Here is a 25,285-nt window from a genome sequence, read left to right on the forward strand (position 1 = left end):
AGCAGCTGCGGGGGTTACCCAGCCCGCAGCCTGTCTATAGGGTTAAACCTGAGGATTCCGTAGCACAGACAACAAGAATTCACCGCCGCTACTTTTATCGTTGGGAAAAGTGGACAAGACAGCCAACCCATTTATGCCCGAATATTCACCGGTAATTATCATTGGCGGCGGCCAGGCCGGGCTGTCTATGAGCTACTGTCTGAAGCAAAAGGGGATAGAACATATCGTTTTTGAAAAAAACAAAATTGGCTACGCCTGGCAAGAGCAGCGCTGGGACACGTTTTGTCTGGTCACGCCAAACTGGCAATGTCAGCTGCCAGGGTTCCCCTATCCAGGTGAGCGACCCCACGGGTTTATGCCCAAAGACAAGATTGTTCGGTACCTGCAAGACTACGTCGATTTCTTTCAACCCCCGCTTCACGAAGGAATTGAGGTCTTTAAGGTTTGCCGCAGCGACACAGGCGGGTTTGAGCTGGAGACGACCCAGGGAGGCTACCGGGCTGACCAGGTGGTAATTGCCGCTGGCGGCTACCATCGGCCTAAGATTCCCGCGATCGCGCAGCGCCTGCCCGAGCACATCGTCCAGCTGCACTCATCCACCTATAAAAATCCCGAATCGCTGCCGGACCAGCCCATCCTAGTCGTAGGCACCGGACAGTCGGGCTGTCAGATTGCCGAAGACCTGCATCTGGCAGGCAAGCAGGTGCATCTGTGCGTGGGTAGCGCGCCGCGATCGCCCCGCCGCTACCGAGGCAAAGACGTGGTCGATTGGCTCGACCAGATGGGCTACTACGACATTCCCATCGACGAGCATCCGCAAAAAGAAACCGTTCGCCACAAGACCAATCACTATCTGACCGGACGCGACGGCGGCCATGAGATTGACCTGCGCCAGTTTGCTCTGGAGGGAATGCAGCTCTACGGTCGGTTGGACAATATCAGCAGCGGCCATCTGGAGTTTCAGAACAACCTCAAAGAGAACCTGGATCACGCCGACGAGGTGGCTGAGAGCATCAAGCAGACGATTGACGAATTTATCGCAAAAAATCAGCTCCAGGCCCCCACCGAGCCGCCCTACGAGCCGGTTTGGCAGCCCGAGAGTGAAATCCCCAAGCTCAACTGTGAACGGGCTCAGATCGGCGCAGTGATCTGGTCAATTGGCTATGGCATCGACTTCAGCTGGATAGATATTCCCATCTTCAACGGCGATGGCTACCCCGGTCACCATCGCGGCGTCACTAACGTTCAGGGACTTTACTTTCTCGGCCTCCCCTGGCTCTACACCTGGGGCTCAGGCCGCTTCTCCGGCATTGCCCAAGATGCCAGCTACCTGTGTGACCAAATCGCCCAGCAGGCGAAAACCTTCCACCCCAATCCCACCCGTCAGCTCAACGAAGTCGCCATCGGCTCCTAGCCTCCCAACTTCACATCACCCCCAACCCCTACCGCAAAACTTCACGAACCCTCTTCCCTCTTCCCTCTCCACTCTTCTCCTAGCTACCCACTACCCACTACCCCACTACCTCACTACCCCATCACCCCATCACTCCATCACCCACCCCCTTACCGTCGCCTGAAACACCGCCTGAATCCGAGTTCTCACCATTAGCTTGCTGAGAATATTCTTGACGTGAAACTTAACCGTGCGATCGCTAATAAACAGCCGCTGGGCAATTTCGCGATCGCGCATTCCTGCCGCCAGCAGCACCAGCACATCCAGTTCCCGTTCGGTCAGCGGTGAGTCGGCGCTGTTCTTCGCCGCCCCCTGGGCCGCAGGCAGGTAGGGCAGCTCTATCCCCACCTGAATCATCTTTGAGTCCGGTCCGGTGTAGGTTTGGAGCTGACCGCCCAGAGCCGCTGCTGCGGATCTAAATTCGTCAAGCTGATGGCCGAGGTTGGCTGGGCTCGTCTCCACGGCCAGCAGCGACTCTAGCATCACGGTGTCAGCCGCATAGACCAGACGGCAATAGTAGCAGGGGAGCTGCGCCAGACGGTGGGCCAGCTTGAGGAATAGGTCGGTAGCGGCAGCCGTCAGGGGCCGTTCAGTACCGAGCAGGCTGAGCTTTTGCTGGCCCAGGATAGCGGATATCTGCTCTGATAAAGCGCGGCGATCGGCTTCGGTCGGCGTAGCCTGCTGATGGTTTAGGGCAGCTGCGATCGCGCCCGTCACCGACAGGCTGAGAATTTGCAGGACTTCCAAAAACTCAGCCGCCATCGCCTCCCGGCTAAACACCGCCAGCACGCCAATTGCTTCCTGCTCAACCATCAGCGGCAGTCCGGCAAAGCCCTGAATCCGATTCTCTATGGCCCAGGCGCGGTCTTTTACCCAGTCCTCCTGGGCCAGCCGATTGCTCAAAAATGGAATGCAGTTGAGGGCAATTTTACCGACCTTGTAGGCCCCCATCGGCACCCGGCCAAAGTCCCCATCCAGCCGCGTATAGAGTCCAGATGAAGCCACCAGCCGCAGCTCGCGCCGGTCCGGCTCAACCAGCCAAAGGCGGGCAAAGACGCAGCTAAACTGCTCGACCAGGCCATCGGTGAAGCAGGCCGCGATCGCGTCTGCATCCAGCGACCCGGTAAACCGTCGCACCAAATCGCCGCCTAGCTTCAGGTCGAACAGCAGGCGGGAAGCGTCTAGGGTTTGGGCGCTTAGTTCAGTCAAGCCAAAGCCGCGAGTATCCTCTTGCTTTCATTGAGGCTCAATTTTCCAAAGGACTTTGTAGCTCACGCTACTGGCCCTGCCTAACTGCCGCTTAGATCTAGCCTTACAATGAGAGCAGTCGCGAAGGCAGGGTGGAGATGAGTGTCACGTCACAAAGGATGTCGCTGGCAGAATACCTAGCCTATGACGATGGCACAGAAACGCTGCATGAGCTGGTGAATGGGAAGCTAGTCGAAATGCCGCCAGAGAGTAACTTGAATCAAAGAATTGCGTCATTTCTGCTCGCTTACTTTTTACAGCTCGGCGTTCCCTATGACTATTTGAGAACAAAGATTGAGATTGCGGTCAGCGGCTCGCGGGTATCGGTGCGGCTGCCCGACCTGATGCTGCTGTCTGAGGAACTGGCCGCCGCTCTGGAAGGGGCCAGTCGTTCGACCGTGCTGATGGAGATGCCGCCACCGTGCCTGATTGTGGAAGTGGTGTCGCCGGGGCAGCGCAATGTTGACCGCGACTATCGCTACAAGCGGTCTGAATATGAGGCTCGGGGCGTTGCCGAATATTGGATTGTAGACCCTATGGCCCAACGAGTCACGGTACTGACATGGGTCAATGGTCTGTATGAGGAAGCGACGTTCGAGGGCGAGACCGAGATTGCCTCAGCGCTGCTGACCGAGCTCGGGCAGGCAGACGCGCTGACGGCAGCGCAGGTTCTACTCACCAGTACAAGCGACTAGTTGAAAGTCGTACTCATAGCGCTGGCTGGGTTGTGTCGGCATCCAGCGACCCGGTGAATCGCCGCACTAGAGCGCTGCTCAGCTCCAGGTCAAACAGCAGATGGGACATGTCTGAGGTTGGGGGCTCAGTCAAGGCGAAGTCGCGGGTAAACCGATTACGATGGTTGAGGCTTAATTTTAAGTCAGTTTTGTAGCCAACGCTACTAAGGTTCGCCGTATCGGCGTCTGCCCCCTGTATGTTTTAAGTGAAACCGCTATTCCTTTGTCCCATGCCTTACCTTCCCCGCCGCCGCTTCCTCTACCTTTCTGCTACCACCACCCTGGCCACCCTGGCCGCCAGCTGTACCGGCAGCCAAAAGTCTGCAAACACGCGCTTCGACCCCGGCGCGACGACCTGGGACGAGGTGGTCGAGCTGGCTCGCGGCACTACGGTTAACTGGGCGATGTGGGGGGGCAGCGACCAGACCAATGCCTATGTAGACAATTGGGTGGCCGACCAGCTCCAGACCAAGTACGACGTTACTCTCAATCGGATTCCTTTAAACGACACCGTGGAAGCCGTCAATAAAGTCATCGGCGAAGTGCAGGCGGGCGTGACCGAAAATGGCAGCATTGACCTGATCTGGATTAACGGAGAAAACTTCCGCACGATGAAGCAGGGCGATTTGCTGTTTGGCCCCTTCACAGACAAGCTGCCCGCGATGCAGTACTACGACACCAGCAATGCTTCAGTTGTGAGTGACTTCGGCCTCCCCATCGATGGCTACGAAGCGCCCTATACCGGTGCCTTTTACATCATGGCGGCGAACAGCAATCAGGTGCAGAATCCGCCTCAGAACTTTGACGAGCTGCTGACCTGGGCTAAGGCCAATCCGGGCCGCTTCACCTACGTCGCCCCGCCCCAGTTCGACGGCAGCCGCTTTTTACTCACGGCCCTGTACGGCACGACTGGCGGCTACGAACAATACGCCGGAGCCGAATTTGACGAGGCGCTGTGGAATCAAAAATCCCCGCAGGTGTTTGAATATCTCCAAGAGCTCGAACCCTACCTCTGGCGCGAAGGCTCGACCTATCCCCCTACCCAGAGCCGCCTGCAAGAGCTCTTCGCCAATGGCGAAATCTGGATGCTGCCTGCTTTCACCGCTCGGATTGCGGAGGGGATTGCTACCGGCCAGTTCCCGGAAACGACTGAAGCTTTTGCCATGCCAGGCATTTCCTTAGACGATCCCTCTTTCACGGCTATTCCAGTCAATGCCAGCAACCCCGCTGCGGCAATGGTGCTCGCCAATGTTCTCTCTAGCCCAGAGGGCCAGCTCCAGAAATTCAAGCCCGAGGTCTGGGGCGACCCGCCGCTGCTAGATCGCGCTCAGCTGCCGCCAGACCTCAAGCGCGAATTCAATCAGGTGGAAGAGCAGTACGGCATCCCGCTTCAGGAGCTGTCAAAAGATACGGTGCCGGTTGTGAATGCGGAGTATACGACTCGGCTAGAGGAAATGTGGGCGGAAAAGATTGCGGTATAGAGCGCTAGCAATCAGATTTATTACACTGGGATTCAAGAGGTGAACTGAAATGGTCAACGCATCCCCAACTCTGATTGCTGATGCTTGGGTAAAAGCGACCTGGGACGAGTTCTTAGCCCTAGCCGAGCAGCCCGAGCTAGAAAAAGCGCGGTTTTACTACGATTCTGGCCGGATGAGGATTGAAACCATGCCTATTGGGTCAGCCCATGGCCGAGACAATGGGACTTTGGCCGCTTCGGTGAGCCTATATGGAACGCTCAAAAACATTCGCTACGTCTCGTTCCTCAACAGCAGCTTTCGCAAAGCCGGTGAACGCGAGTGTCAGCCGGATCTGGCCTTTTACCTTGGACCGGAATTGCCGGATATCCCACGCAGCAATAGTCCCGTCGATGTCAATCTATACGGCCCGCCTACTTTAGTGATTGAAGTATCCGCGACGACCCTAAGTGATGACCTGGGGCAGAAGCGTCTGCTGTACGAGCGGCTAGGCATACAGGAATACTGGGTCGTGAATGTAGAAGCCGCGACGGTGATTGCGTTTGCGATCGCAGACGGCGGCAGTCGGCAAATCCAGGTTTCAACTGTCCTACCCGACCTATCTTTATCAATTGTCGAGGAAGCCCTACGGCGCAGCCAGTCAGAGGACGACAGCGCCGTCAATCGCTGGCTATTGCAGCAGTTTAGCGCTTAGTAGGCAGCTGTGCGGATGGCTGAGGGCTTGCCATTAAGCTTGCTCTCATCCGTCATGATAGCTATTGTATTATCCTTTAAACTGCCTACCCCCCAGAGTCCCTATGATCTTCAAAGAACGGCAGTCTCGTGACAAAGGCGTCATCGAAGCTGGTCGCCTGATGGAGCTACATCTGTATCCCGGCAACCAGTGCAATCGAGAATGCGACTTTTGCACCGTTTTTGGCGCGCCCAAAGGCTGGTATACCGAATATACGTCCGAGCATCTAGACGCGACGCTGCGCCAGGTGCTACTGCATGGGCAGGGGGCCGTCAAGTTTTTCGGCGGCGAGCCGACGCTAAACCATGAAAACGTGATCTGGGCGATCGCGTATCTCCGTGAGCAGGGCTTCCAGGGCGCGATTGTGATTTACTCCAACGGCATCCAGGCCGACCGGCTGCTGGAAGTTCTCGAATCTGACCCGCTGGATAAAACGACGGCGTCGCTGAACTACTCCATTGCCACAGGGGACGGCGCGCCGCAGATGCCGCTTTCTTCCCTGCGGAAGCTAGAGGACTATGAGCAGGCAAATCCGGGCGCGATCGCGATTGGCCATCCCGACATCGTCGATTCCGGGCGCGGCGTCGATCCGTTTACCGGCGAAGAAACCCGGCCTAAGGTCGCCCACCGCTGCCCCCACTGCTACCCGGTCCTCAAAACCAACGGCCAGTTTCACGCCTGCCCCTTTGCGGTCGAAAATTCCGCGCCTCACTTTCAGATTGGCAGCATTCAGGATGACCCCGAAACCGTTGCCGATAATTTTCAGACCTTTCTAAACTGGCTCGATACGGTACATGAGCCCTTCGCCATCGAGCAAGACCTTCCAGCCTGCACGGTTTGCTGGCAGCATCTAAAATCGCTTCCGCCAGCACAGTTCAAAACCACCCAATCATCATCAGTTTAGGATTTTGAAGATAGACAAGTCCAAGCTAAGATGTTTCTCCGAATAGCTGTTGACTGATCAACGGAGTGAGGAGCGGTTTGGACCTGCCATTGATAGCTGCAAAACAGTTTTGCAATACCGAAATGGTCGATGTTCAGCCCCTGGGCAACGGCAATATTAACCGTACCTTCCTGGTGACCGCTGCTCCGACTGAGCGCTTTGTGTTGCAGCAGATCAATACGCAGGTATTTCCGCAGCCGGAGCGGATTATGCAGAATATTCGCGTGTTTACAGAGCATGTGCGCGATCGCGTCCAGACCGCTCCTTCCGCAGACCGTTGGGAAGTCCCTCAGGTGCGCTTAACCCAGGCGCAGCAGCCCTACTGGATCGATGCTGAAGACGCTTTCTGGCGAGCCATCAGCTTTATTGAAAATACCCAGACGGTGGACCAGCTCCAGACCCTAGATCAGGCTAGTGCGGTGGGTGCTGGCTTGGGCCGGTTTCATCACCTGATTAGCGATCTGCCCCCTGCAAAACTAGCCGATACCCTCGAAGGCTTTCACATTACGCCGCGCTACCTAGAACAATATGCGGCAGTACTGGCCAAAACCTCTCCCCCGCCGACGGCTGAAGTCACCCACTGCCTTGAGTTCATCGAGGCCAGGCAATCCTGGGCCAGCGTGTTAGAAACCGCCAAAGCCCAGGGCAAGCTGCCGCTGCGCCCGATTCACGGCGACCCTAAAGTCAACAACGTTCTGCTCGATGCCGAGACGGGACAGGCGGTGGGCCTGATTGACCTGGATACGATTAAACCCGGGCTAGTTCACTATGACATTGGCGACTGCCTGCGCTCGGGCTGCAATCGGCTTGGGGAAGAAACCGAGCAGTGGGAAGCGGTCCGGTTTGACGCCGACTTCTGCCAGGCAATTTTGCAAAGCTACCTGGCGGCGGCCCGCTCCTTTTTTCAGCCTGCCGACTATGACTACTTGTATGACGCAATTCGCCTGATTGCCTTCGAGCTGGGGCTGAGATTTTTTACCGACTATTTAGCGGGCAACGTCTATTTCAAGGTGCACCATCCAGAACACAATTTGCTGCGGGCGCTGGTTCAGTTCCAGCTGACGCAGAGTATAGAATCGCAGGCCGAGACGCTGCACCAGCTGATTCAGGAGCTACGATGACGCAGCCCTTTCGTCTCTATCCCTTTGCTACCTCGCCCGACCTTCAGCTCACCGGCAGCATTGCCCGGGCTGGAACAAATTTCGCGATCGCCTATCAGCTCCAGGGCGACATAGACAAGCTCGTAATGCCGCCAGCCAAGGATCACCCCTCGCGCCGCGATCGCCTCTGGGAGCATACCTGCTTTGAGTTTTTCCTAGCCAGCCCCAAGGCAAAACCCTACTGGGAATTCAACCTGTCTCCCAGCGGAGACTGGAATGCCTATCACCTTACAGACTACCGCCAAAATCTGCGACAGGAAGAACGGATTAATACGCTGAGTTTTGTGATGGCGCAGTTCCCTTTGGAAGCGGCCCCATCAGCAGGCCAAACTTACCATCTCAGCCTCGACCTCGACCTGACCCCGCTGATCGCACCCCATCAGCCGTTAGCAGTCGGCATCAGCGCTGTAGTCGAAACTCCTAGCGGCATCACCTATTGGGCCTTGACCCATCCTGAACCTCAGCCAGATTTTCACCGCCGAGACAGCTTTACGCTGAGATTGTAACCTTTCATCACTGGTCTTCATGTTAACAGGCAGAGTACGCCCAGATTTAAAACTTTGCTTTGGACGATAATTCTCTATCTAAAGAGCCATAGTATTGGGTACAAAATCCTTCAAATTCATCCATTACGAGATAAAACGTCTCATTCGATACCTGTTACTGTTAGGTCATCTTACTAGCAGCCCCCACCCAGCTAGCCTATACCTGGCGAGAGTCGTGGATGAATCAGCCCTCAGTTGTGACCTGGAAATTAGAGGCAGCGCAGGCCGGTACGCAGCTGCACCTTTGCCACAGCGGTCTATGCATGGATACCACGAGAGCGTTTGTGAGTCCTGTTCATTTCTGGCAGGGACAGACGCAGGCGCAGATTGGCTCTCAGAATGGGGCTCGGATGACCGGATTAGCGGCTTTCGCTTTGGATTTTGAAGGCGAATGGGAGGAGCGACTTGCCCAGCTTGCTGAAAAATTGCCAGACCTCAAATGCTACATACCTGAGCGCTAGTTCTACAGCAACACCATGAATCTGATTGCTTTTCTACTGCGATCGTCCTGGGTGACGTAATGCAGCCGAACGCCGTTGGTTTGGAGATAGTGATGCTGCATCGTGGGATGGCCTAATTTTCGAGCGGCTGAGCCTGACGGTACTGCTGAAGCCGCTGCGCAAATCCGGCGGCGGCAATTTCAGCAGTGGTTTGCAGAGCCTCTGCCGTCATCCCATCGCGCGCACTGCCAGAGAGCCCCACCAGAATCGTAACGACATAGTCCGCCAGGGCATCGACCCGGGGGTCTATCAGGTCGGGGGCAGCGGCGGCAATGCGATCGCGAATCCGCTCTCGGGTCATGCGCCGAAAGCCAGCGGTCAGCGCTTGAGCCTGGGCGTCGGTGCAGTTGCGGGTGCCGTCGATAATCAGACAGCCAGGCCGCTCAGGATTGGCCGTATAGATCTCGGCAGCGCACGCAAACATCTGGCCGATCACGACTTCTAGCCTATCTTCTATCGCCAGCACCTCGGGCAGCCAGCCCCCCGCCACCTGGGCATAGTGCTGGAGCGCCCGCTCAAACAGCTCGCACTTACTGCCAAAGGCGGAATAGAGGCTGGGCGCGGTAATCCCTATCGTCTTGCTCAGCTCGGCTACCCCAACGCCGTCATAGCCCCGCTGGTGAAATAGATCCATGGCAGTTGCGATCGCGGCCTCTAAGTCAAACCCTCGAGGCCGACCGCGTCCCAGTATTTTTTTAGTGGTCACTAGCTTATTCTCGATTTTCCTGCTATCTTTCTATAGTAGTCGATACAAAAACGGGAAATTATGGCGACGTTAACGGGCAAAAAGGCTTTAGTCCTGGGTGGCAGCCGCGGCATTGGGGCCGCCATCGTAGAGCGGCTAGCCGCAGATGGGGCCGAAACGACCTTTACCTATGGCGGTTCGGCCGAGGCAGCTCAGGCGCTAGCCGATAAAACCGGCGCGAAGACGGTTCAGGCCGACAGCGCCGATCGCGTCGCGGTCGGTAAAGTCATCGCCGACCGGGGGGCGCTGGATATTCTGGTGGTCAATGCGGGGGTTGGAGTCCTGGGTCCGGCACTGGAGCTTGACCCTAAAGCGGTCGATCGGATGATCGACATCAACGTGCGCGGCCCCTACCACGCAGCGGTCGATGCGGCGCGGCAGATGCATGACGGCGGCCGGATTGTGATTATCGGCTCGGTCAATGGCGATCGCATGCCCTTCCCCGGCGGTGCCGCCTATGCCCTGACCAAGTCGGCGGTGCAGGGGATGGTGCGCGGCCTAGCCCGAGATTTTGGCGATCGCGGCATCACGGTCAACAGCGTGCAGCCCGGCCCGGTGAATACGGATCTCAACCCAGAGGACGGGCCGATGAAGGAGCTGATGCATTCCTTTATGGCGATTAAGCGCCACGCCCAGCCGGAGGAGATTGCTGGAATGGTGGCTTATCTGGTCGGGCCAGAGGCGGCCATTGTGACAGGAGCGCAGCACTCCATTGACGGCGGCTTTGGCGCTTAGGACGGGCTGGAATAGGATTCAGAGATAGCAATCGGGGGACGGCTTCTGCCATCTCCCGGCTTGGGAGCAGCCCCACCCTGTCGTCATCGCGCCGCTGACGGGGCTCAAATACCTCACCCAGCGACTCGTCCTCACCCCTGGGATACACTAGGATTCTAGACCTATAGGGTCAGCATTGCTCACCCGCTACCGCCCTATGATTTTGTCAACGCTTGACCTCAAAACCATCATCGACCTCACCGATGAGCAATTCCATCAGCTGTGTGAGGCCAACCCTGGAGGTTGTATTCGAGTAAACCTATATATTAACTATATGGAGAAATTATGCCAACCCCAGAACAGATTCAAAAAGATATACAAGACTTGCCAGAAGAGGCACAGGCTTTGTTAGTAGACTTTATACAAATTCTCAAAAGACGTTATTCCGAAACTGTCCAGAAGGAGCAGCCGTTAGATCAACCCATCTATGAAAAATTCAAAGAAAGCGGGCTTATAGGCTGTGTATCTGCTGAAGAAAATTTATCAGAAACTTACAAGCAGGTGCTTTTTGAAGAATTAAATACAAAGTATGATCATCGTTGACACGGGCTTCTGGTTGGCCTTAGTCGATCAAAAAGACACCTATCATCAGATCTCTAAACAGGCTCTTCAAAAATATAACGAACCCTTGATCACAACTTGGTGCGTCATGACAGAAACTTGCTACCTGCTGCTGAAACGTAAAGGGGTTCAAGCTCAAACTAACTTTATCAATGGCTTTAACCAAAACCTGTTTACAGTCTTCAACCTGGAGCCTCAGCATGGCTTGCGGATGGAACAGCTCATGCAGCAGTATGCCAACTTACCAATGGACTTGGCTGATGCCTCCTTAGTTATCCTAGCTGAGCATTTAGGACATGGGCGTATTTTTTCAGTTGACCAGCGAGACTTCAACGCTTATCGCTGGAAAAACACCTCTCCCTTTCAAAATCTGCTGTTTGAGTAATGACATATGAAATCGATGCGCCCCTTTCGCAAGGTCTCTATACCGAAATTGCATTGATTGCAGCGGACTATCTAACCATTCCCCATGCGGCAGTGGTTGTTATGCCCCGGCGAGGACGTAATGGTGAGGAAGCCACTGGCCTAATCCTCATTGGCGGCATCGGCTTGGGTGTCTCCCCAGCGTTCTTTCATCTGGCTAATTTTTTCCGCTGACGGGGCTTTACCGTAAGTTAGGCTTTCAAAGCTTAAAACATTGTTCTCGTCGTCAAAGAAATCTGGATCGAATCGCTGTAGGATTCTCTCCACATAGAATTCCATACATTTTCTTTCAAGCGTTTTCGGCTTTAGAGATTCCATGCGATAAATCGGTTCGCCAGTATTCCGAACAGGCCTATTCTGGCTATCTCGAAAAAAGCCGAAGTGGCGCAAGCAGTTCAGGACCTCGCTGATTTTTTCTCGCGATAACCCCAATTCTGCTTTCATCTGATCTCTTAAAGTCCTTGATATTTCGTTAAAGCTGCTCGGCACAGCTTGAGCATCCATTAGCCTGATCAGCTGATCCAGAATGCTACTGCGATGTTCCGGCGCTAGATTGAGCCGCTGTTTTTTAAAGAAGCTTTCAAGGATATCATCGTCAGCGGCGGCTGGGATAGTCAGTTCAGCCTCTGGGTCGTCATTGTCATCGATTGAATGAAGGTCTGCGCGGACTGCCAAAGTGCTCTGGATCCGGTCTAAGAAATTGTTTTGGTCTGCAACGGTAAAATTCCAGTTTTTATTGCGAAGATAGGCTTCTGATTCATCAATATCCAGCACCACAAAAATGGCCTGGTCAGAATCCAGTTGCAACCTTTCCCGATGCCGATTAAATTTCTCTATGCCTTGCTGGTAGTGCTGTCCGGCCTTGCACTCAATCAGCAGTGGTTTTCCATCCAACAGAAAAAACAAATCCAGCTCTGACGACTCTTCGTTTGCATATACAATTTTTGGATTTCTAAGATACTGGTAGCCAGCCCCAGCCGAATCAAGCAAATCAATGACTTTATGCGTAATGAACCGCTCAAACCAGCCCCCATCGAAAAACCCCTGTATATCTGAACGCCGATAGGAAGCAGCCAGGATATAATCTGAGCCCTCTGTTTTTTTGACAAATCTTCCGATCGATAAATAGTCGCACGACCTGAGCTTTTTAGATATTGATTGTGAATACGCTTTGCCCTTGAGTCATAGCCCTCCAGGCTGAAATGCACTCTTTTGCCGACGCTGTTTCTCAACTTCCAATGAAATTTTTTCAGGATAGAATAGTTATCTCCCAGGTAAAGGGATAGCCCGTCTAGTAAAGCATCGACTTGAGGGTCTGGCTCGTAGTAGTTCTCCTCTTCGACCTGATTGCGTTCAAACCACTCAATCACTTTCTGAGCCGCTTCCCCGGCTGAAAGTTCCTCCGGGTCTTCGGCCATCGGCCCAGTCTGCGCCTGTGGGTTGCTGCTAGCCCGTTCTGCGCTGGCCGGTTTGCTGACCCGTTATAAGCTGGTGAACTGCCTTCTAATCTCTGATTCCAATTCTGCCAGCCTGGCCTCGATGCTGCTGACGTCCTCCCGATTTGAGCTGGGCTGTCCCGATAGCGATCGCAAATTTTCTTCAATCTGATCGATTTTTACCTCATGCGCCTGCGTCGTGCGCGCGATTCCTTCGATCGTTCTACTGGCTTGACCAACCAGATGGGCCGACTTAGTCCGCTCGAACTGGCGCTCGCGCTCGGCTGTTTGCTGATTGGCAGCCAGCTGTCTGAGCCGCCGATCCTGCTGAACATGTCCGGCGGCTGCGGCTGCGCCCGTGGCTGCGCCCACAATTGCGCCTTTAGCCCGATTGGGGATTAGCCAAAGCCCAGCTGCACCCAGGAGAATGCTAGAAACCAATACAGTCAGCGTGTTTTTGGTATGATGATTCATGTTTCACCAGCCGCTAGCAATCAGGTCTGCCCACTAACGTCTATTGAACTCGAACTCATCCGGTTAGGCAAATGTTACGACCCGCTAACAGGTTGCCAGAGCCGACTGACTCACGCCGCACCGGGAGTAGAGTTTGCCTGCCGCAACAAACGCCTTAAACAGCGCCTGGCTACAGTCGTTTGGCAGCGACATTTCCGGGTGCCATTGTAAGGCAATTGCCCAGGGATGGTGCTCATGCTCCAGCGCTTCAATCAGGCCATCGGCGGCGTAACCCACGGCGCGCCAGCCGTTTGGAGTCTTTTCGACCGCCTGATGATGCCATGAAACCACCTCGATGCGTTGGCTGTTGACCATTTTAGCTAGCTTGCTCTGCTCTCTTAGCTGCACAATATGGGTCGTTGGCTGGCTCTGGTGAACGCGGTGGGGCACCTGTTCGCCAAAGCGGTCCGGCACGTGGGGAATGAGCCGACAGCCGCCGCTCGCGATCGCCAGTACCTGGAGGCCGCGACAGATACCCAGCAGGGGAACGTTTTTTGCGATCGCGGCCCGAGCCAGCTCAATTTCAAACGCATCGCGCGTTGGATCGATCCGATAGATAGTGCTGTGACCAGCCCCGCCGTAGCGACTGGGGTCAATGTCTCCGCCGCCGGTGAATAGTAAGGCATCCACCAAACCGACCAGGGTATCAATTTGAGTTTCTTCAGGCGGCAGCAAAATCGGGACGCCGCCCGCTTCCCGCACCGCATCCACGTAGTTGGCGTACTGGTAGTACTGCTGGTCTCCGTTCCGACCGTAGGCCGTAATCCCGATCACGGGGGGACGATTACTTTGATTCAGCATGGGTTCCCTGGAGGATAGTTTTGACGACCGCGGGTTCTAATGCTGGGACAGACACGAGCTTGAGATTAGCTTCCACGTGCTCTGGTTTTTTCATCCCGACAAGCGCCGTTGCTATGCCCGGGACGCTGCGGGTAAACTGTAGCGCCTGCTGGCCTAAGGTCAGAGGATAGTCCCTCGCGAAATCCAGAAAAGGCAGCATTTTTTCGAATTCGTCTCCCTGCGCGATCGCGGCGCTGGCAATCGGCGTCAGCCCTAATGTTTCAGCCGCTTGAATTGTGGTAACGCTCTGACCATCAATGGTCTGAGTCGCCTGGTTAGCCCCTTCTAGCATTAGCAGATTGAGCGGCAGCTGAATGTATTCAAAGGCGCTTTTCTCGCTTTTGGAACCCGCCTGAGCGATGGACTGCGCTTTAGCCAAATCAATATGAGCGGGTTGAGTGGAAGGAACGCGAAAAGCATCCCAGGTGGCAATTCCGTAAGCCCCAATTTTGCCCTCGACAACCGCGTTTTCTAGCACGGCAAAGGCTGCCTCCAGCCGTTCATAGAAGACCTCTGGAGAAACCGCTGAAAGCTGGGCTTCTGGATTGTGCAGATAGTAAATATCGATGGTTTCTAACCCCAGATTCTCCAAGCTGCGATGCAGCTGATCCCGGAGGTATTCAGGGTGCATACAGTGCCGCTGCTCAGCTAGGTCAGCCATCGCGATCGCGGCGTTGGGCTGCTCAACATAGGTTTCACGAAACCAGGCTACCCGGTCAGGATGCGGGACAAACCCACCCTTCGAGCAAACAATGATTTCCTCGCGAGCGGCGATTCCCTCATTGAAAACCCGCTGAAGTGCCTGCCCGACGGCGCGTTCGCTGCGCTGGTGGCGGTAGTTAATGGCGGTATCTACGACGTTGATGCCCTGCGCGATCGCGTCTACAATCGCCTGACGCATCAGCCCGTCGGTCTGGTCGTCTATCGGCCCCAGATAGGTGCCAATGCCAATGGAGCTTGCCGTCAGCACCGCCGACTTGAAATGAGACGGGTCACATTGCTGCTGCCGCCGCTGATAGCCCATTGTCCCCTCAGGGGTCGCCCGACCTGAAATTACCATTTGATGACTGAGTTTATCTAAACAACTGTCTCCGCTATCCTATCTCAGCCATCAATGCAGGCTGATCGGTTAAAGCGGCAAGAGACTGGATCAGGGTCTGTAGAAAAGGCTGGGGCTGATGGTGCAAAAAGAAATGATTGCCCTGAAATATCTTCAGGTCAAAGCAGCCGCTGGTATGGTCGCGCCAGCCCGCTAGGTCTAAACTGCTCACGGCGTTGTCCTGCTGGCCGGCATAGACGCTAATCGGACAGTCCAGCGGCCGATCTGGAACATAGATATAGGTTTCCAGCAGGGTGAAATCTGCCCTCAGGCTGGGGAGAAAGAGTTCCAGAATGCTACGGTCTTGCTGGATGGAGGCTGGAATGGCTTCGTAGCGGCGGTTGAGCTCGGTGATAAAGGCTTGCTCCGGCAGCGGATGAATGTGGGGCGTTGCAATCGGGATCTGAGGAGCGGGGCAGCTACAGCAAAAGAGCTGCATTGGCCCCGGTGGCTGCCGCTGTCGCAGCGCTCTCGCTACCTCAAAACCGAGAACAGCACCCATGCTGTGGCCCAGGAAAGCAAAAGGTATATTCAGACAGGGCTCCAACGCCTGAGTTAGCACCGGTAGCAATTGTGCTAAACGAACATAGGGATTTTCCGCAATCCGCTTGCCTCGACCTGGCAGATGAATGACGCAGAGCTCCACCCCGGCAGGCAACAGCGTAGCCCAGCGGCTGTAGGCAGACACCATCCCGCCTGCACAGGGAAAGCAGAACAGCCTCAATCGAGCTTCTGGTCTTGGCTTAGGACACACTATCCAACTGGCGGCTCCCTGGGTCATATTCATCAACCTTCACATTCTTAGGTAGTAAATAGACAATCCTCTAAGGGATGATCTAGTTATGCAATTCAAAACATATTTGAAGTCTACATAGCTGCTTTTGCTGCTTCCATGTATTCTGATCTCACCATAGCTTCGGATAGCTCAAAATAAGGGATTTTTGGCTCCTTCCGAGAAGATGAGCATACGCTACAAGGGCTCCTCTATGATGAGCAATATAATCGATCATGCAATCAAGAATGTCTACATGGGTATAGTCAGCAGGTACAACGGGACTTTCTGGTGAGAAAGACTTCTCAATCTCTTCAACTGTTCTGCTCCCAAACATTTCCACAGCAGCATCCATAACGCCATCGAACAGGACTAAGGCTTTTCTCAAAGAAGTCGAAGCAGCAGCAGCCAAAGGCCACCTCTGAACATCAATGACTGCTCCTAGCGCTCTTTCGTCAGCCATAGTTATCCAAGTCATATCTTTAACTGCTTCGCGTTCGCATAGCGGAGCATAGCCTTCATAAGGGCCAAACATGCCTGAAAGGAAATATTCATTTGCGATGACGACATGTAGAACTTGACTTGCAACGGTCAACGTATCTTCTGTTGGCTTAAAATCGGAATCTTCTTCCTTGAAAGAATCAATCGCTCGATGAAAGCATACTTGATGATCGCGAATTTTCTGCACAAAAGGGTTGGAAAACGATTTAATGGGTGGCAGCGGAGGGACTAAAATTTCTGCAAAGCTCATTTCTGTTCCTTTTCCGGACTAGCTGATTACTTTTAACATTAAGAGAAAATATAATGTATTGCATTAGATCTTTTTTTCTTTGATTAGGAGATTCTTTATCTGTAAGTAGCCTGCAGCAGATTCAGGTAGTATATAAATACTAAGATCGGACTCGAAACCATTTCAGGGTTGCTGAAATAGCTTTCGATAAAGGCGTTGCCAGATTGTAAAATACATTGGAAAACTTATCATGGTTTACAACAAAGGGCTCTTCAAATTCGTAAAGCATCTCTACTAACTCCCCGGCAGACTTATTGAACAGGCCAAGTAGTCTCAACATCGGTTTGGAAACGACCTGATATTGAGGATTAGTACCAGCCTGTATGAAAATTTGATTAATAAACTGGCGAGTAGTCAACGTTTCTGCATTCGGTATATGCCAAACTTGTCCCAAAGCGGTCTCTTCCTCTGCTAATAGAACAAGAGCAGCCCCCACATCTACGATGTAAGTAAACGTGTGTGGCTGATCAAGGTCTCCGAACACTTGGGCAGCGCGTCCCTGTAAGGCTGCTTGAAAGATTTGCTCGCCTACAGCAGAAACTCGCACCCGAGGGCCAAAAAAATCAGATGCCCGCCCAATAGCAACCCGCACTTTACCGGCTCGGTGAGCATCAAGTAAATCGGTCGCCATCCTGGCACGTACTCTACCTTTACGGGTATGAGCCATGTAAGGTAGGTCTTCAGTCATAGGTTCACCCTGCGTTTTTCCATACATATAAAGGTTATCCATGACGACTAACTTGGCCTCAGTGGCTGCGGCTGCTTCTAAAACACTATGCTGAATTGCCGGAAAGAGCTCTGGCCAACGATGATAAGGTGGGTTAAGGGCGTTGTAGACAACATCTGTGCCCTTAATAGCTTCCCTCGCAAAATTGAGGTCGGTAATGTCACCTGCCAAAACTTCGACTGACGAAGGTACTTGCGCTCGACCACTGCGACTGATTAGCCGAACACGCTGCTGTTTGGCCAGCAGATGATCCATAACTGACAGCCCTACTGGACCGGCACCGAGAATAGTATGAAAATTGGAAATAACAGTATCAGGCATCTTTCTATACTCTATATGACACAGTGACAGGTACTAAATTCAATCAGTGATAGCAATCTCCTTGTTGCAAAGGGCTTGTGTCTGTCGAAATAATGGCAGTCTAATCTAGGCAAAGCTTCGAGGACGGATCCGTTCTTCGATTAGCAATCAAGTTTCCTTATCTGCTCAATTAGGAAGAATCTCGCTAGCGCACCACGAAAAATTTAAGTCCTGTCTAAAATATCAAGGCGATTTTGGGATTGCGACCCTCGACAATGAGCGATATGGCAGCCGCTCGAAGTGTCTATTGGTAAAAGTAAAATCTCTGAGCTTGAAGCATATATTCGCCAGTTTGGGGCTCTCTAAATTAAGTTTCATAGTTTAACACCTGCGGCTTCATTTTCCTGTATAGAACAAGACACTGCTGTATCTTTAATGATCATCTTCATGATAAATTAATACAGTTTACTTATCTCCATTGAAAAAACGAAATGTTTTGGTTTAAATGAAACTCACAGCCTATGAGCTTAATAGTCCTAAACTTTCACACAGAAAGAACTATATGCGCTTAGGATTTTAGCAAATTAAGCTAGAAGTATTTATTTGGTAACGATGCAATGAAAGCAACTCAGCTATTATCAGCTTGCACCATTTTGTTTAAGCCTCATGGCTGGGCACCCTTCTGCCTGATTACGGCTGCCTCCGTTTTTGTAAAGCCAACTCCCCCTGCCTACGCTCAAACTTTTTTAGAAGTAGATGGACGCGAAAGCATTCGTTTCGTTCCCGAAACAGTCGATATTTTAGAAAATTTGGGGTTGGACTTGCTTCCGCCTATTTCTACTGCTACGCCAGCTCAGGGCTTCGACTTTGGATTTCAATTTATCCCTCCAGATTCAAATACTTTACGACGCAGCAATTTAGCCTTTGAAGTAATTGAGATAGAGGGAGCTCTCTCTACAGTCCCACTAGGGGGAATAGAATCTTTTGACGCAAGCTTCGAATTTATCGTAAACACTGAGCGACTTGATTTAGATCCGATATTAAGGTTTGATAACTTTTCAACTTTTGTGCCGTCCAACTTTTTTAGCCCAGAGTTTCAAATTTTTATTGCTCAAGAAGATGAGCAGCGCTTTCCCGAGTTCCGCCTATTTGATGTTTCGGTTCTAGGCCCTATCACGTTAGACCCATCGACTCAAATGCTAGTGTTGGAAAACGTTGATTTGAATATTTCTCAAGAGTTTAGTGACTTTCTTCAATCTGCCGGTGCCGAAGTCGATACCACTGGCTTAAAATTTATTGAGGCACGCGGAGATAGAGAGCTTCTAGAAATTTCGACTACAGAGGTCCCTGATCTAAGCAATAGCTTAATTGGAATATGCTTAGTTGGATTTGGACTATTAGTCTCCAAACTGCGCTCGTAATTCTATAGAGAGTACAGTATTTCAGCCTATTAATGATTAACGCTTGGTCTACAAACTAAGAGCTAATCACTAATAGACTACATTATTTTGCTCTTCTATGATGGCCAAGCTTTGCCTCTGTAGCTAGTGACAGTCCAAACATATAGTAAAGCAAGTCCTAATATGCTTGAAGGCTCAGGCACTTTCTCTGCTTCTAAAGGAACAGCTCTTAAGCTTACCGGAAAGGGGAAAGATACAACCCCATATCCATTGCCTACTGAAAAAATAGGATCTTGCACCTGACCTTCTTCATAGACAGCCTGAATGCCTCCGCCAGCATTTTCAACATCTCTCAGGAACGAGCTAGCCAAGCCTGAGAGTAAAGGTGACAGATCGTCTTCTTGCGAAGCAGAGAAAGGATCTGAAAAAATTGCATCGAAATCATCTTCAATGGCTGTCGTGCTGCCATACTCTAAAACATTATAGAAGTCAGAATAGCCGAAGTCGATGAACTTAGTATCTTCGTAAATCAGAAAGATTTCAACATCTTCTGGCTTAGCACTGTAAATTCTTTCCTCTACAGTTGAGTCAGGACTTGCAAACCAGTTTTGGCCTAGCAGATCAGTACCCAAATTCCAAGTTTCTGTGAGGTCACGATCCGTTTTTTGTCCGTAACTTATACCGATCTTGTCCAAGGAAAGATTGTTGCTATTCAGAAAAGTTGAAAAGTTTGCAAATCCAAGAATGTCAGTCAAGCTAGCTGAACGAGTTGCCCCACTAGGAGGTAATTCTGGGCTCGCGTGCTTGCCCGTTGTGTAGTACGGAGCAATATTGCCAGGAGCGTTTTTGCTGATTTCGATATGGCCAACGTCTGGAGCTGAAAAGTCTAGATTGAAAAAAGCGGTAAATCCCTGATTTTGGCTAGGGTCGCCCGTTAGCAACAGTTGATTATCTGACTGTAGGGGACGAGCAGAAATGTTCTTTAGTTGGGTATAGTCATACTGGCTCAGATCAAGATTAGCAGCTTTAGCTGGCAACGATACCGAGATTGCTACGGTACTGCCTAAGGCCAGAGAAGTAAAGACAATTTTCTTTCTCATTTTGAGAATCCTTGATAAAATGTCATAACTCAATCAATGCGAATCCCTGATTTTGGTCATTCTTACCTATTACTACCCTTAGCGATGCCCTTTGACCAAGACAATCGCTAGGGTCAAATACCAAAAGTTAAGCAGTGTAGTGCTAATAAAGACAGCTGATTCAAACAAGCTTATGCCTGAATCACCTAGCAAACTGAGCAGCCACGCGATCGCAACTACAATACCAAACCCGCTAAGCCAAATAGGCAGCTGCCGAGAGCGCAAAACTGCGAGCGATAATAGCCCGACCCAAAGAGCGGTGAACATTTGAACACCGATATACTCACCGACCTTGCCAGCATAGAGGTTAAACGTATCGTATAGAAGTGAGATAGTCTCCTGAAGTGCTGGTGAATTGTCTGATACAACGTAACGATTAGCCAAGTATGGCATTAAAAAGAGCCAGCGTATAATTCCCAGGCTTTTCATAGCGCCGCTTATGATGCCAAAGGCAGTTGCGCTCAGTAAAAGTGGGTTCTGCTTGAGACCAAAATAGCAGTGCAAAACGATTGCAAGTGGTACTAGCAAAATTGCTGATAGAAGGTAGCTATAGTAGCCAAAAACAACGGAGCCCTGATGGGCAACCAATCGTGGTAATACAACAGAAGCTGGCTCATCTAAGCTAGCGGGCCAATCGATAGCCTGACCTAGAACCACAAACGCGGTCATAAAGAAAACAATTTCTAGAACCAGCAGAACGGAAGCAATTTGAGGAAGGTTATTGACGCCAGTCATCACCTGTTTTTGCGAAAAACTTGTGTTCATAGCTTTCAAAGAGAATCCATCATTGACGATTAAAGTATAACTGCGATTTGGAATGTGAATTCTATTTTTTGGTCTGGCTTTGTCTATCGTTTCTCAAAAAACAATAGACAGAAAGCTAGGATCAGGAATGTGAATAGGATAGGCGCAAACAAATAGCGGTTGCCCAAATAGTGCATCGAAATCGCCGATAGGATCGGACCTGCTGTACAGCCAACGCTATAGGCAGCCGTGAATAGGCTACTTCCCGAAGGCAGATCGCGATTCGCAATTTGGCCGCCAATAATTGCTAGGGCCAGAGGAAAAATTGGGCTCATGGCTGCACCCGTAGCAAAAGCGATTAAATATACTACTGGGATGGTATCAACAAAAGATAATCCCAAAATAGAGAAAATAATTACACTTATGCTTACCTTAAGGAGATGAAGTTTGCCTAAACGATCGGCTAGATAGGTAACAGGCAGGGTTGCCAGCAGCCCACCTAAAATAAATGCGCTAAAGGTATAGCCAATTTGGGAAATGGGGTATCCTTGCCGCAGTAAGTAAACTGGATAAAGTGATACCAAAGTAGCAATGGCCACTCCATAGGAAAAAGCGCCCTGTAGAGGTAATTTTATCCGTTTATAGACACCCAAGCGTAAGGGCTGAAAGCGAATTTTTTTCTCTGGCAGGCCAAATAAGATGAATAAGACGCCGCTTAAGATCAGTAAGCTGCCTAGGCTGAATGTAATCTTTGGGGAGTAATCGTAGGCTATAGCGCCAATCAGCGGACCTAGACCAAACCCTAAACTGAACGAGAGGGCATCAATCCCGTTGACTATGGCACGATTGCTGTCTGTGCAAAAGTAGTTAATTGCGGTTTGTCCCGAAACCAGGTACAAACAGACTGCACCGCCCATTACCGCTCGCAGGATGAACCATAGCAACAAGTCATCTGTCCATGGAAACAAAGGAGCTGTTGCAGCCATAAGAGTAAAGCCAGCGATCATCGTTTTGCGTAGCCCAAAATGTTGAAGCAGTTTAGCAACAATGGGAGTGCCGATGGCAATTGTCAAAAAATAAAGTGTTGAGTTTGCACCTATCCAAAGGTCTGAAATCCCCTGCTGAGCCATTAGTGTTGAAATAAACGGATTGAATAAGCCGAGCGAAATTCCTGACAGGAAAGCAACAGCATAGAGAGCGGGTAAACCGCTTGAAAAGGGAGATGTAGAAGAGGAAGCTATTCTTTGCATAATAATTAAGAGCTAGGGACTGGAGGCTGATTTGATAGATTTCAAGAGCAGGTTCTGCATCTGGTCAACATATTGCCGGGCAAGCTGTTGAATGGTATCTGCGCGATAGAAATTTCGTGAATATTCGATTTCTAGTTCCATCACGCCTTCGCTGATTGAGAAAAAGAATTCCAGCAGGGTAGTGCGCTTTTGTTCCGGCAGGGCTAAACGGCGATCGCGGTCGGCTTGGATAAACTCAAAGACCTCAGAGCCGGGGAGGGAGCGATTGCCCAGATAGTTTGCCCTGACCGGGGTAAGCTTTTCATCGGGGTAGAGATGGTCGGGCAGCAGTTCCCCAATCCAGTCGTAGGTGACGCCATTCATGGGCAGAGCGGCAAACTGCTGCCCAATTTGGGCAACTAAGGTCTGCCAATGATCGCCGGAACTCACCTGGAGACCCACTGGAAAATTGACGGCGAAGTTACCGAAGCTCTGCCAGAATACCTGACCCTGGCCCAGGTCTCGGCCATGACTGCGATGGCTGACCACAATCCATTCTTTTTTTGACCAGTCAGCAAGCAGCTGGTAAAGAGGCGCAAGCAATAGCCAATAGACATTGCACCGATAGCGCTGCTTGGCGTCCTGAAGTAAGCGATTCGTTTCAGCCGGCGTTAGCTGAATCTGCTCGCTCGCGGTAGAGGCTTCGATATTTGCCCCTTTGACATAGTCGAACGGGGGTTGAAAGGCGGATGCCTCGGAGGGAAACTGGGCCTGCCAATAGTCGATGTGGCTGTTCAATTCGCCCTGCTGCTCAGCGGTCTGCAGCCGTTGGATGTAGCTGAGATAGTTCGCCGATACCGTCCCATCAGGAGCCGGACCCTCCGACAGCAGCCGATCGTAGGTTTGCCAGAGATCGCGAAATAGGACGCTGCCCGCCAGCAAATCGGCAATCATGTGGTGGGCTACTAAGGTAATGTCGTAGCAGGTTTCATGCACCTTGACGACGACTAACGCAAACAGGGGCCACCGATCTAGGCGCAGCTGCTGAAGGGTCTGTTGAATTTTGAATTCGACGTAGCGATCGCGATCTTCGGGTGCAAAGCAGCTACCGTCGCAGAGGGCAATCTCTAAGGGCGGCGGCTGGAGCAGCTGCTGCCGCCATTGGCCATCCTGCATTTCAAACACCATGCGCAGAGCCGAATGTCGAGCAATCACCTGGTTGAAGGCCAGACTGAATCGGCCCATATCCAGCGCCTTTTGGTAGCGAAATCGGCTACAGCCTGCCCACTGGTAGGGCGGGTCAAAGTAGGTGACAATCCAGCGCTGAGCCGGGGCCAGCGGAAAGGATGTAGCGGCTGACGGCGCATCCGCTATGACAGGCTGAGGGGCGACAGGCTGAGGGGCTAGCAGCGCTTTGCGATCGAGCTTGCCGTTGTGATTTTTGGGCAGCCCAGGCAGCCACTCGATCCGCTGGGGAATCATATAGTGGGGCAGCTTCTCAGCCAGAAACTGTTTCAGCTCTCGGGCGGCGATGGTTTGGCCCGCAAGCCAGGCAACCAGACGCTTTTGCCCAGCTTCATAATCCATCGCGAGGACAGCGGCTTCCTGAACGGCAGGATGGAGGATGAGCGCATTTTCAATCTCGCCTAGCTCTACCCGGAAGCCGCGAATTTTTACCTGGTGGTCGATTCGACCGTGATATTCAAAGTTGCCGTCGGGCAGTTCTTTCGCCAGGTCACCAGAGCGGTAAAGGGTCTCGCCCGGAATGTCGGCAAACGGGTTGGGCTGAAACGTAGACGCCGTGCGTTCGGGGTCTTTAAGATAGCCCTTCGCCAGCTGCACGCCGCCGATCCAGAGTTCGCCCAGCTCACCGGGCGGCACTGGCTGCATCTGCGCGTCTAAGATGCGGATATAGACATTGTCAATGGCTTTGCCAATGGGGATACTGCGCTCTGGCCGAGATTCGATCAGGTGAGCCGTGACATCGATTGAGGCTTCGGTCGGACCGTAAAGATTAGCCAGACCCGTCTTTAATCCATGGCGATCGATCCACTGTCGAATAAAGTCGGCGGGCAGCGCTTCGCCGCTAAAGATCAGCCAGCGCAGGTCAGGAAAGCGCCAGGACTGGTTCGCTAGGGCATTGATGAACTCGCCAAACAGTGAAGGCACAAAATGCATCACCTGAATGCGCTGGGTCTGCATCCATCGAGCGAACTCCCAGGGGTTGAGGACGATTTCTCTCGCTACCGGACAGATGCTTGCCCCTTCCATCAGGGTCCAGAAGAGTTCCCAGACCGAAATGTCAAAGCAAAAAGAGGTTTTCTGCGCCACGCGATCGCCCGGTCGCAGCTGAAAAGTTTTCTGCATCCAGTCCAGTCGGTTCATATAGCCCCGGTGGCTGAGCATCACCCCCTTGGGCCGCCCGGTCGAGCCTGAGGTGTATAGAACGGTCATCAGATCGTCTGGATTAGGCTCAATCGCTGGTCCCGTATCAGCACTTTTAGACCAGATTTCTGGAAAGATTTGCGCGATCGCGCCTGCAAGCTCAAGGGGAGTTCCTATATCCAGAAATAACAGCTGTTGCAGGGACAGCGGTGGCACCAGACAGGTGGACAACGCAGCCGCAACCTCTTGCTCGCTCAGCAGAATTTGAATCTCGGCATGGTCAAGAATGTAGCGAATGCGCTCAGCCGGGTAGTCCGGGTCTAAAGGTACATATGCCCCACCCGCCTTGAGAATGCCCAGGATGCCAATCACCATCAGCGGGCCGCGCTGGGTCATGATGCCGACCCGCGAGTTGGGCTCGACGCCCTGGCTGCGCAGGTAGTGAGCCACCTGGTTGGAGCGGCGGTCGAGCTGGGCATAGGTTACATGCTGACTGTTTTGTAAGACCGCGATCGCGTCGGGGGTCTGTTGGGCCTGCTCAACGATCTTCAGGTAGGGAACTTCAAGTCTTGACATGGGTCTTTATCTCAGTAAATAAATTTAATTCGCTAGCC

At 52.3% G+C, this 25,285-nt stretch carries 26 protein-coding genes and 1 pseudogene; 13 read left to right on the forward strand and 14 right to left on the reverse strand.

Translation table 11 applies throughout. From position 1 onward, the window contains the following. Positions 1-133: 133 nt before the first annotated feature. Entirely contained in the window at positions 134-1,414 is a 1,281-nt protein-coding gene (locus tag IQ241_RS08380; protein ID WP_193905970.1) for an MSMEG_0569 family flavin-dependent oxidoreductase, read from the forward strand. Between the two features lie 129 nt (positions 1,415-1,543). Here the strand turns inward: IQ241_RS08380 and IQ241_RS08385 are convergent, their stop codons facing one another. Continuing rightward, positions 1,544-2,662 carry a LuxR C-terminal-related transcriptional regulator gene (locus IQ241_RS08385; protein WP_228021502.1) on the reverse strand — a complete coding sequence of 373 codons (1,119 nt, stop codon included), beginning with the start codon at positions 2,660-2,662 and terminating at the stop codon, positions 1,544-1,546. A gap of 137 nt (positions 2,663-2,799) precedes the next feature. On the opposite strand from IQ241_RS08385, the gene IQ241_RS08390 reads away from it, so the two are divergent. From IQ241_RS08390 to IQ241_RS25945, 8 genes and pseudogenes are all read left to right on the forward strand, one after another. Next, positions 2,800-3,396 (forward strand): Uma2 family endonuclease, encoded by a 597-nt coding sequence (locus IQ241_RS08390; protein WP_193905971.1) that lies wholly within the window; start codon positions 2,800-2,802, stop codon positions 3,394-3,396. A 269-nt stretch (positions 3,397-3,665) separates the two neighbouring features. Then, entirely contained in the window at positions 3,666-4,916 is a 1,251-nt protein-coding gene (locus IQ241_RS08395) for an ABC transporter substrate-binding protein (RefSeq protein ID WP_193905972.1), read from the forward strand. 49 nt (positions 4,917-4,965) lie between these two features. Further along, a complete protein-coding gene (locus IQ241_RS08400; RefSeq protein ID WP_193905973.1) occupies positions 4,966-5,607 on the forward strand; it encodes a Uma2 family endonuclease in 642 nt (213 codons plus the stop codon). A gap of 103 nt (positions 5,608-5,710) precedes the next feature. Then, positions 5,711-6,550 carry a radical SAM protein gene (locus IQ241_RS08405; protein ID WP_193905974.1) on the forward strand — a complete coding sequence of 280 codons (840 nt, stop codon included), beginning with the start codon at positions 5,711-5,713 and terminating at the stop codon, positions 6,548-6,550. Between the two features lie 122 nt (positions 6,551-6,672). Then, entirely contained in the window at positions 6,673-7,710 is a 1,038-nt protein-coding gene (locus IQ241_RS08410) for a phosphotransferase enzyme family protein (RefSeq protein ID WP_193906041.1), read from the forward strand. After that, positions 7,707-8,255, forward strand: a complete 549-nt coding sequence (locus IQ241_RS08415) for a DOMON-like domain-containing protein (RefSeq protein WP_193905975.1) — start codon at positions 7,707-7,709, stop codon at positions 8,253-8,255. Before IQ241_RS08410 ends, IQ241_RS08415 begins: the two co-directional genes overlap by 4 nt. A gap of 167 nt (positions 8,256-8,422) precedes the next feature. Next, positions 8,423-8,560, forward strand: a pseudogene (locus IQ241_RS26450) (SRPBCC domain-containing protein); the annotation flags it as partial. Between the two features lie 18 nt (positions 8,561-8,578). After that, positions 8,579-8,755: a hypothetical protein gene (locus tag IQ241_RS25945; RefSeq protein WP_265579879.1), complete on the forward strand. Its 177-nt coding sequence runs from the start codon at positions 8,579-8,581 to the stop codon at positions 8,753-8,755. Between the two features lie 112 nt (positions 8,756-8,867). On the opposite strand, the gene IQ241_RS08425 is transcribed toward IQ241_RS25945, so the two are convergent. Then, a complete protein-coding gene (locus IQ241_RS08425) occupies positions 8,868-9,500 on the reverse strand; it encodes a TetR/AcrR family transcriptional regulator (RefSeq protein ID WP_193905977.1) in 633 nt (210 codons plus the stop codon). A 60-nt stretch (positions 9,501-9,560) separates the two neighbouring features. On the opposite strand from IQ241_RS08425, the gene bdcA reads away from it, so the two are divergent. From bdcA to IQ241_RS08440, 3 genes are all read left to right on the forward strand, one after another. Further along, positions 9,561-10,274 (forward strand): SDR family oxidoreductase, encoded by a 714-nt coding sequence (gene bdcA, locus IQ241_RS08430; protein WP_193905978.1) that lies wholly within the window; start codon positions 9,561-9,563, stop codon positions 10,272-10,274. Positions 10,275-10,598: 324 nt separating this feature from the next. Further along, a complete protein-coding gene (locus IQ241_RS08435; protein ID WP_193905979.1) occupies positions 10,599-10,856 on the forward strand; it encodes a DUF2281 domain-containing protein in 258 nt (85 codons plus the stop codon). Continuing rightward, the gene (locus IQ241_RS08440; RefSeq protein WP_193905980.1) at positions 10,843-11,259 is read left to right on the forward strand and encodes a type II toxin-antitoxin system VapC family toxin; all 417 of its coding nucleotides are present in this window, start codon (positions 10,843-10,845) and stop codon (positions 11,257-11,259) included. The genes IQ241_RS08435 and IQ241_RS08440 overlap by 14 nt, the downstream gene beginning before the upstream one ends. A gap of 140 nt (positions 11,260-11,399) precedes the next feature. On the opposite strand, the gene IQ241_RS08445 is transcribed toward IQ241_RS08440, so the two are convergent. From IQ241_RS08445 to IQ241_RS08480, 8 genes are all read right to left on the reverse strand, one after another. Next, entirely contained in the window at positions 11,400-12,191 is a 792-nt protein-coding gene (locus tag IQ241_RS08445; protein WP_228021503.1) for a hypothetical protein, read from the reverse strand. After that, the gene (locus tag IQ241_RS08450) at positions 12,170-12,715 is read right to left on the reverse strand and encodes a hypothetical protein (RefSeq protein WP_193905982.1); all 546 of its coding nucleotides are present in this window, start codon (positions 12,713-12,715) and stop codon (positions 12,170-12,172) included. The genes IQ241_RS08445 and IQ241_RS08450 overlap by 22 nt, the downstream gene beginning before the upstream one ends. Before the next feature lie 63 nt (positions 12,716-12,778). Further along, the gene (locus IQ241_RS08455; RefSeq protein ID WP_193905983.1) at positions 12,779-13,207 is read right to left on the reverse strand and encodes a hypothetical protein; all 429 of its coding nucleotides are present in this window, start codon (positions 13,205-13,207) and stop codon (positions 12,779-12,781) included. 84 nt (positions 13,208-13,291) lie between these two features. Next, complete coding sequence (locus tag IQ241_RS08460; RefSeq protein WP_228021504.1) at positions 13,292-14,047, reverse strand: gamma-glutamyl-gamma-aminobutyrate hydrolase family protein; 756 nt, start codon at positions 14,045-14,047, stop codon at positions 13,292-13,294. Further along, positions 14,031-15,146, reverse strand: coding sequence for an aldo/keto reductase (locus tag IQ241_RS08465; protein ID WP_193905984.1), 1,116 nt, complete (start codon positions 15,144-15,146; stop codon positions 14,031-14,033). The genes IQ241_RS08460 and IQ241_RS08465 overlap by 17 nt, the downstream gene beginning before the upstream one ends. Positions 15,147-15,180: 34 nt before the next feature. Continuing rightward, the gene (locus tag IQ241_RS08470; protein ID WP_193905985.1) at positions 15,181-15,972 is read right to left on the reverse strand and encodes a thioesterase II family protein; all 792 of its coding nucleotides are present in this window, start codon (positions 15,970-15,972) and stop codon (positions 15,181-15,183) included. Between the two features lie 118 nt (positions 15,973-16,090). Continuing rightward, on the reverse strand, positions 16,091-16,708 hold the full coding sequence (locus IQ241_RS08475; RefSeq protein ID WP_193905986.1) for a DinB family protein: 618 nt from the start codon (positions 16,706-16,708) through the stop codon (positions 16,091-16,093). A 139-nt stretch (positions 16,709-16,847) separates the two neighbouring features. Then, entirely contained in the window at positions 16,848-17,795 is a 948-nt protein-coding gene (locus tag IQ241_RS08480) for an NAD-dependent epimerase/dehydratase family protein (RefSeq protein WP_193905987.1), read from the reverse strand. A 596-nt stretch (positions 17,796-18,391) separates the two neighbouring features. Here IQ241_RS08480 and IQ241_RS08485 point away from each other — a divergent pair. Then, positions 18,392-19,195: a hypothetical protein gene (locus IQ241_RS08485; protein ID WP_193905988.1), complete on the forward strand. Its 804-nt coding sequence runs from the start codon at positions 18,392-18,394 to the stop codon at positions 19,193-19,195. Positions 19,196-19,290: 95 nt separating this feature from the next. Here IQ241_RS08485 and IQ241_RS08490 read toward each other — a convergent pair whose 3' ends face one another. The 4 genes from IQ241_RS08490 to IQ241_RS08505 all read right to left on the reverse strand — a co-directional run bounded on the left by IQ241_RS08490 (position 19,291) and on the right by IQ241_RS08505 (position 25,247). Further along, entirely contained in the window at positions 19,291-20,274 is a 984-nt protein-coding gene (locus IQ241_RS08490; RefSeq protein ID WP_193905989.1) for a hypothetical protein, read from the reverse strand. A 78-nt stretch (positions 20,275-20,352) separates the two neighbouring features. After that, positions 20,353-21,078 (reverse strand): DUF4386 domain-containing protein, encoded by a 726-nt coding sequence (locus IQ241_RS08495; protein WP_228021505.1) that lies wholly within the window; start codon positions 21,076-21,078, stop codon positions 20,353-20,355. Positions 21,079-21,161: 83 nt separating this feature from the next. Then, a complete protein-coding gene (locus IQ241_RS08500) occupies positions 21,162-22,307 on the reverse strand; it encodes an MFS transporter (protein WP_193905991.1) in 1,146 nt (381 codons plus the stop codon). A 12-nt stretch (positions 22,308-22,319) separates the two neighbouring features. Beyond that, positions 22,320-25,247: an amino acid adenylation domain-containing protein gene (locus tag IQ241_RS08505; protein ID WP_193905992.1), complete on the reverse strand. Its 2,928-nt coding sequence runs from the start codon at positions 25,245-25,247 to the stop codon at positions 22,320-22,322. Positions 25,248-25,285: the final 38 nt, after the last annotated feature.

Source organism: Vasconcelosia minhoensis LEGE 07310 (assembly GCF_015207255.1).
Lineage (GTDB): Bacteria > Cyanobacteriota > Cyanobacteriia > Phormidesmidales > Phormidesmidaceae > Vasconcelosia > Vasconcelosia minhoensis.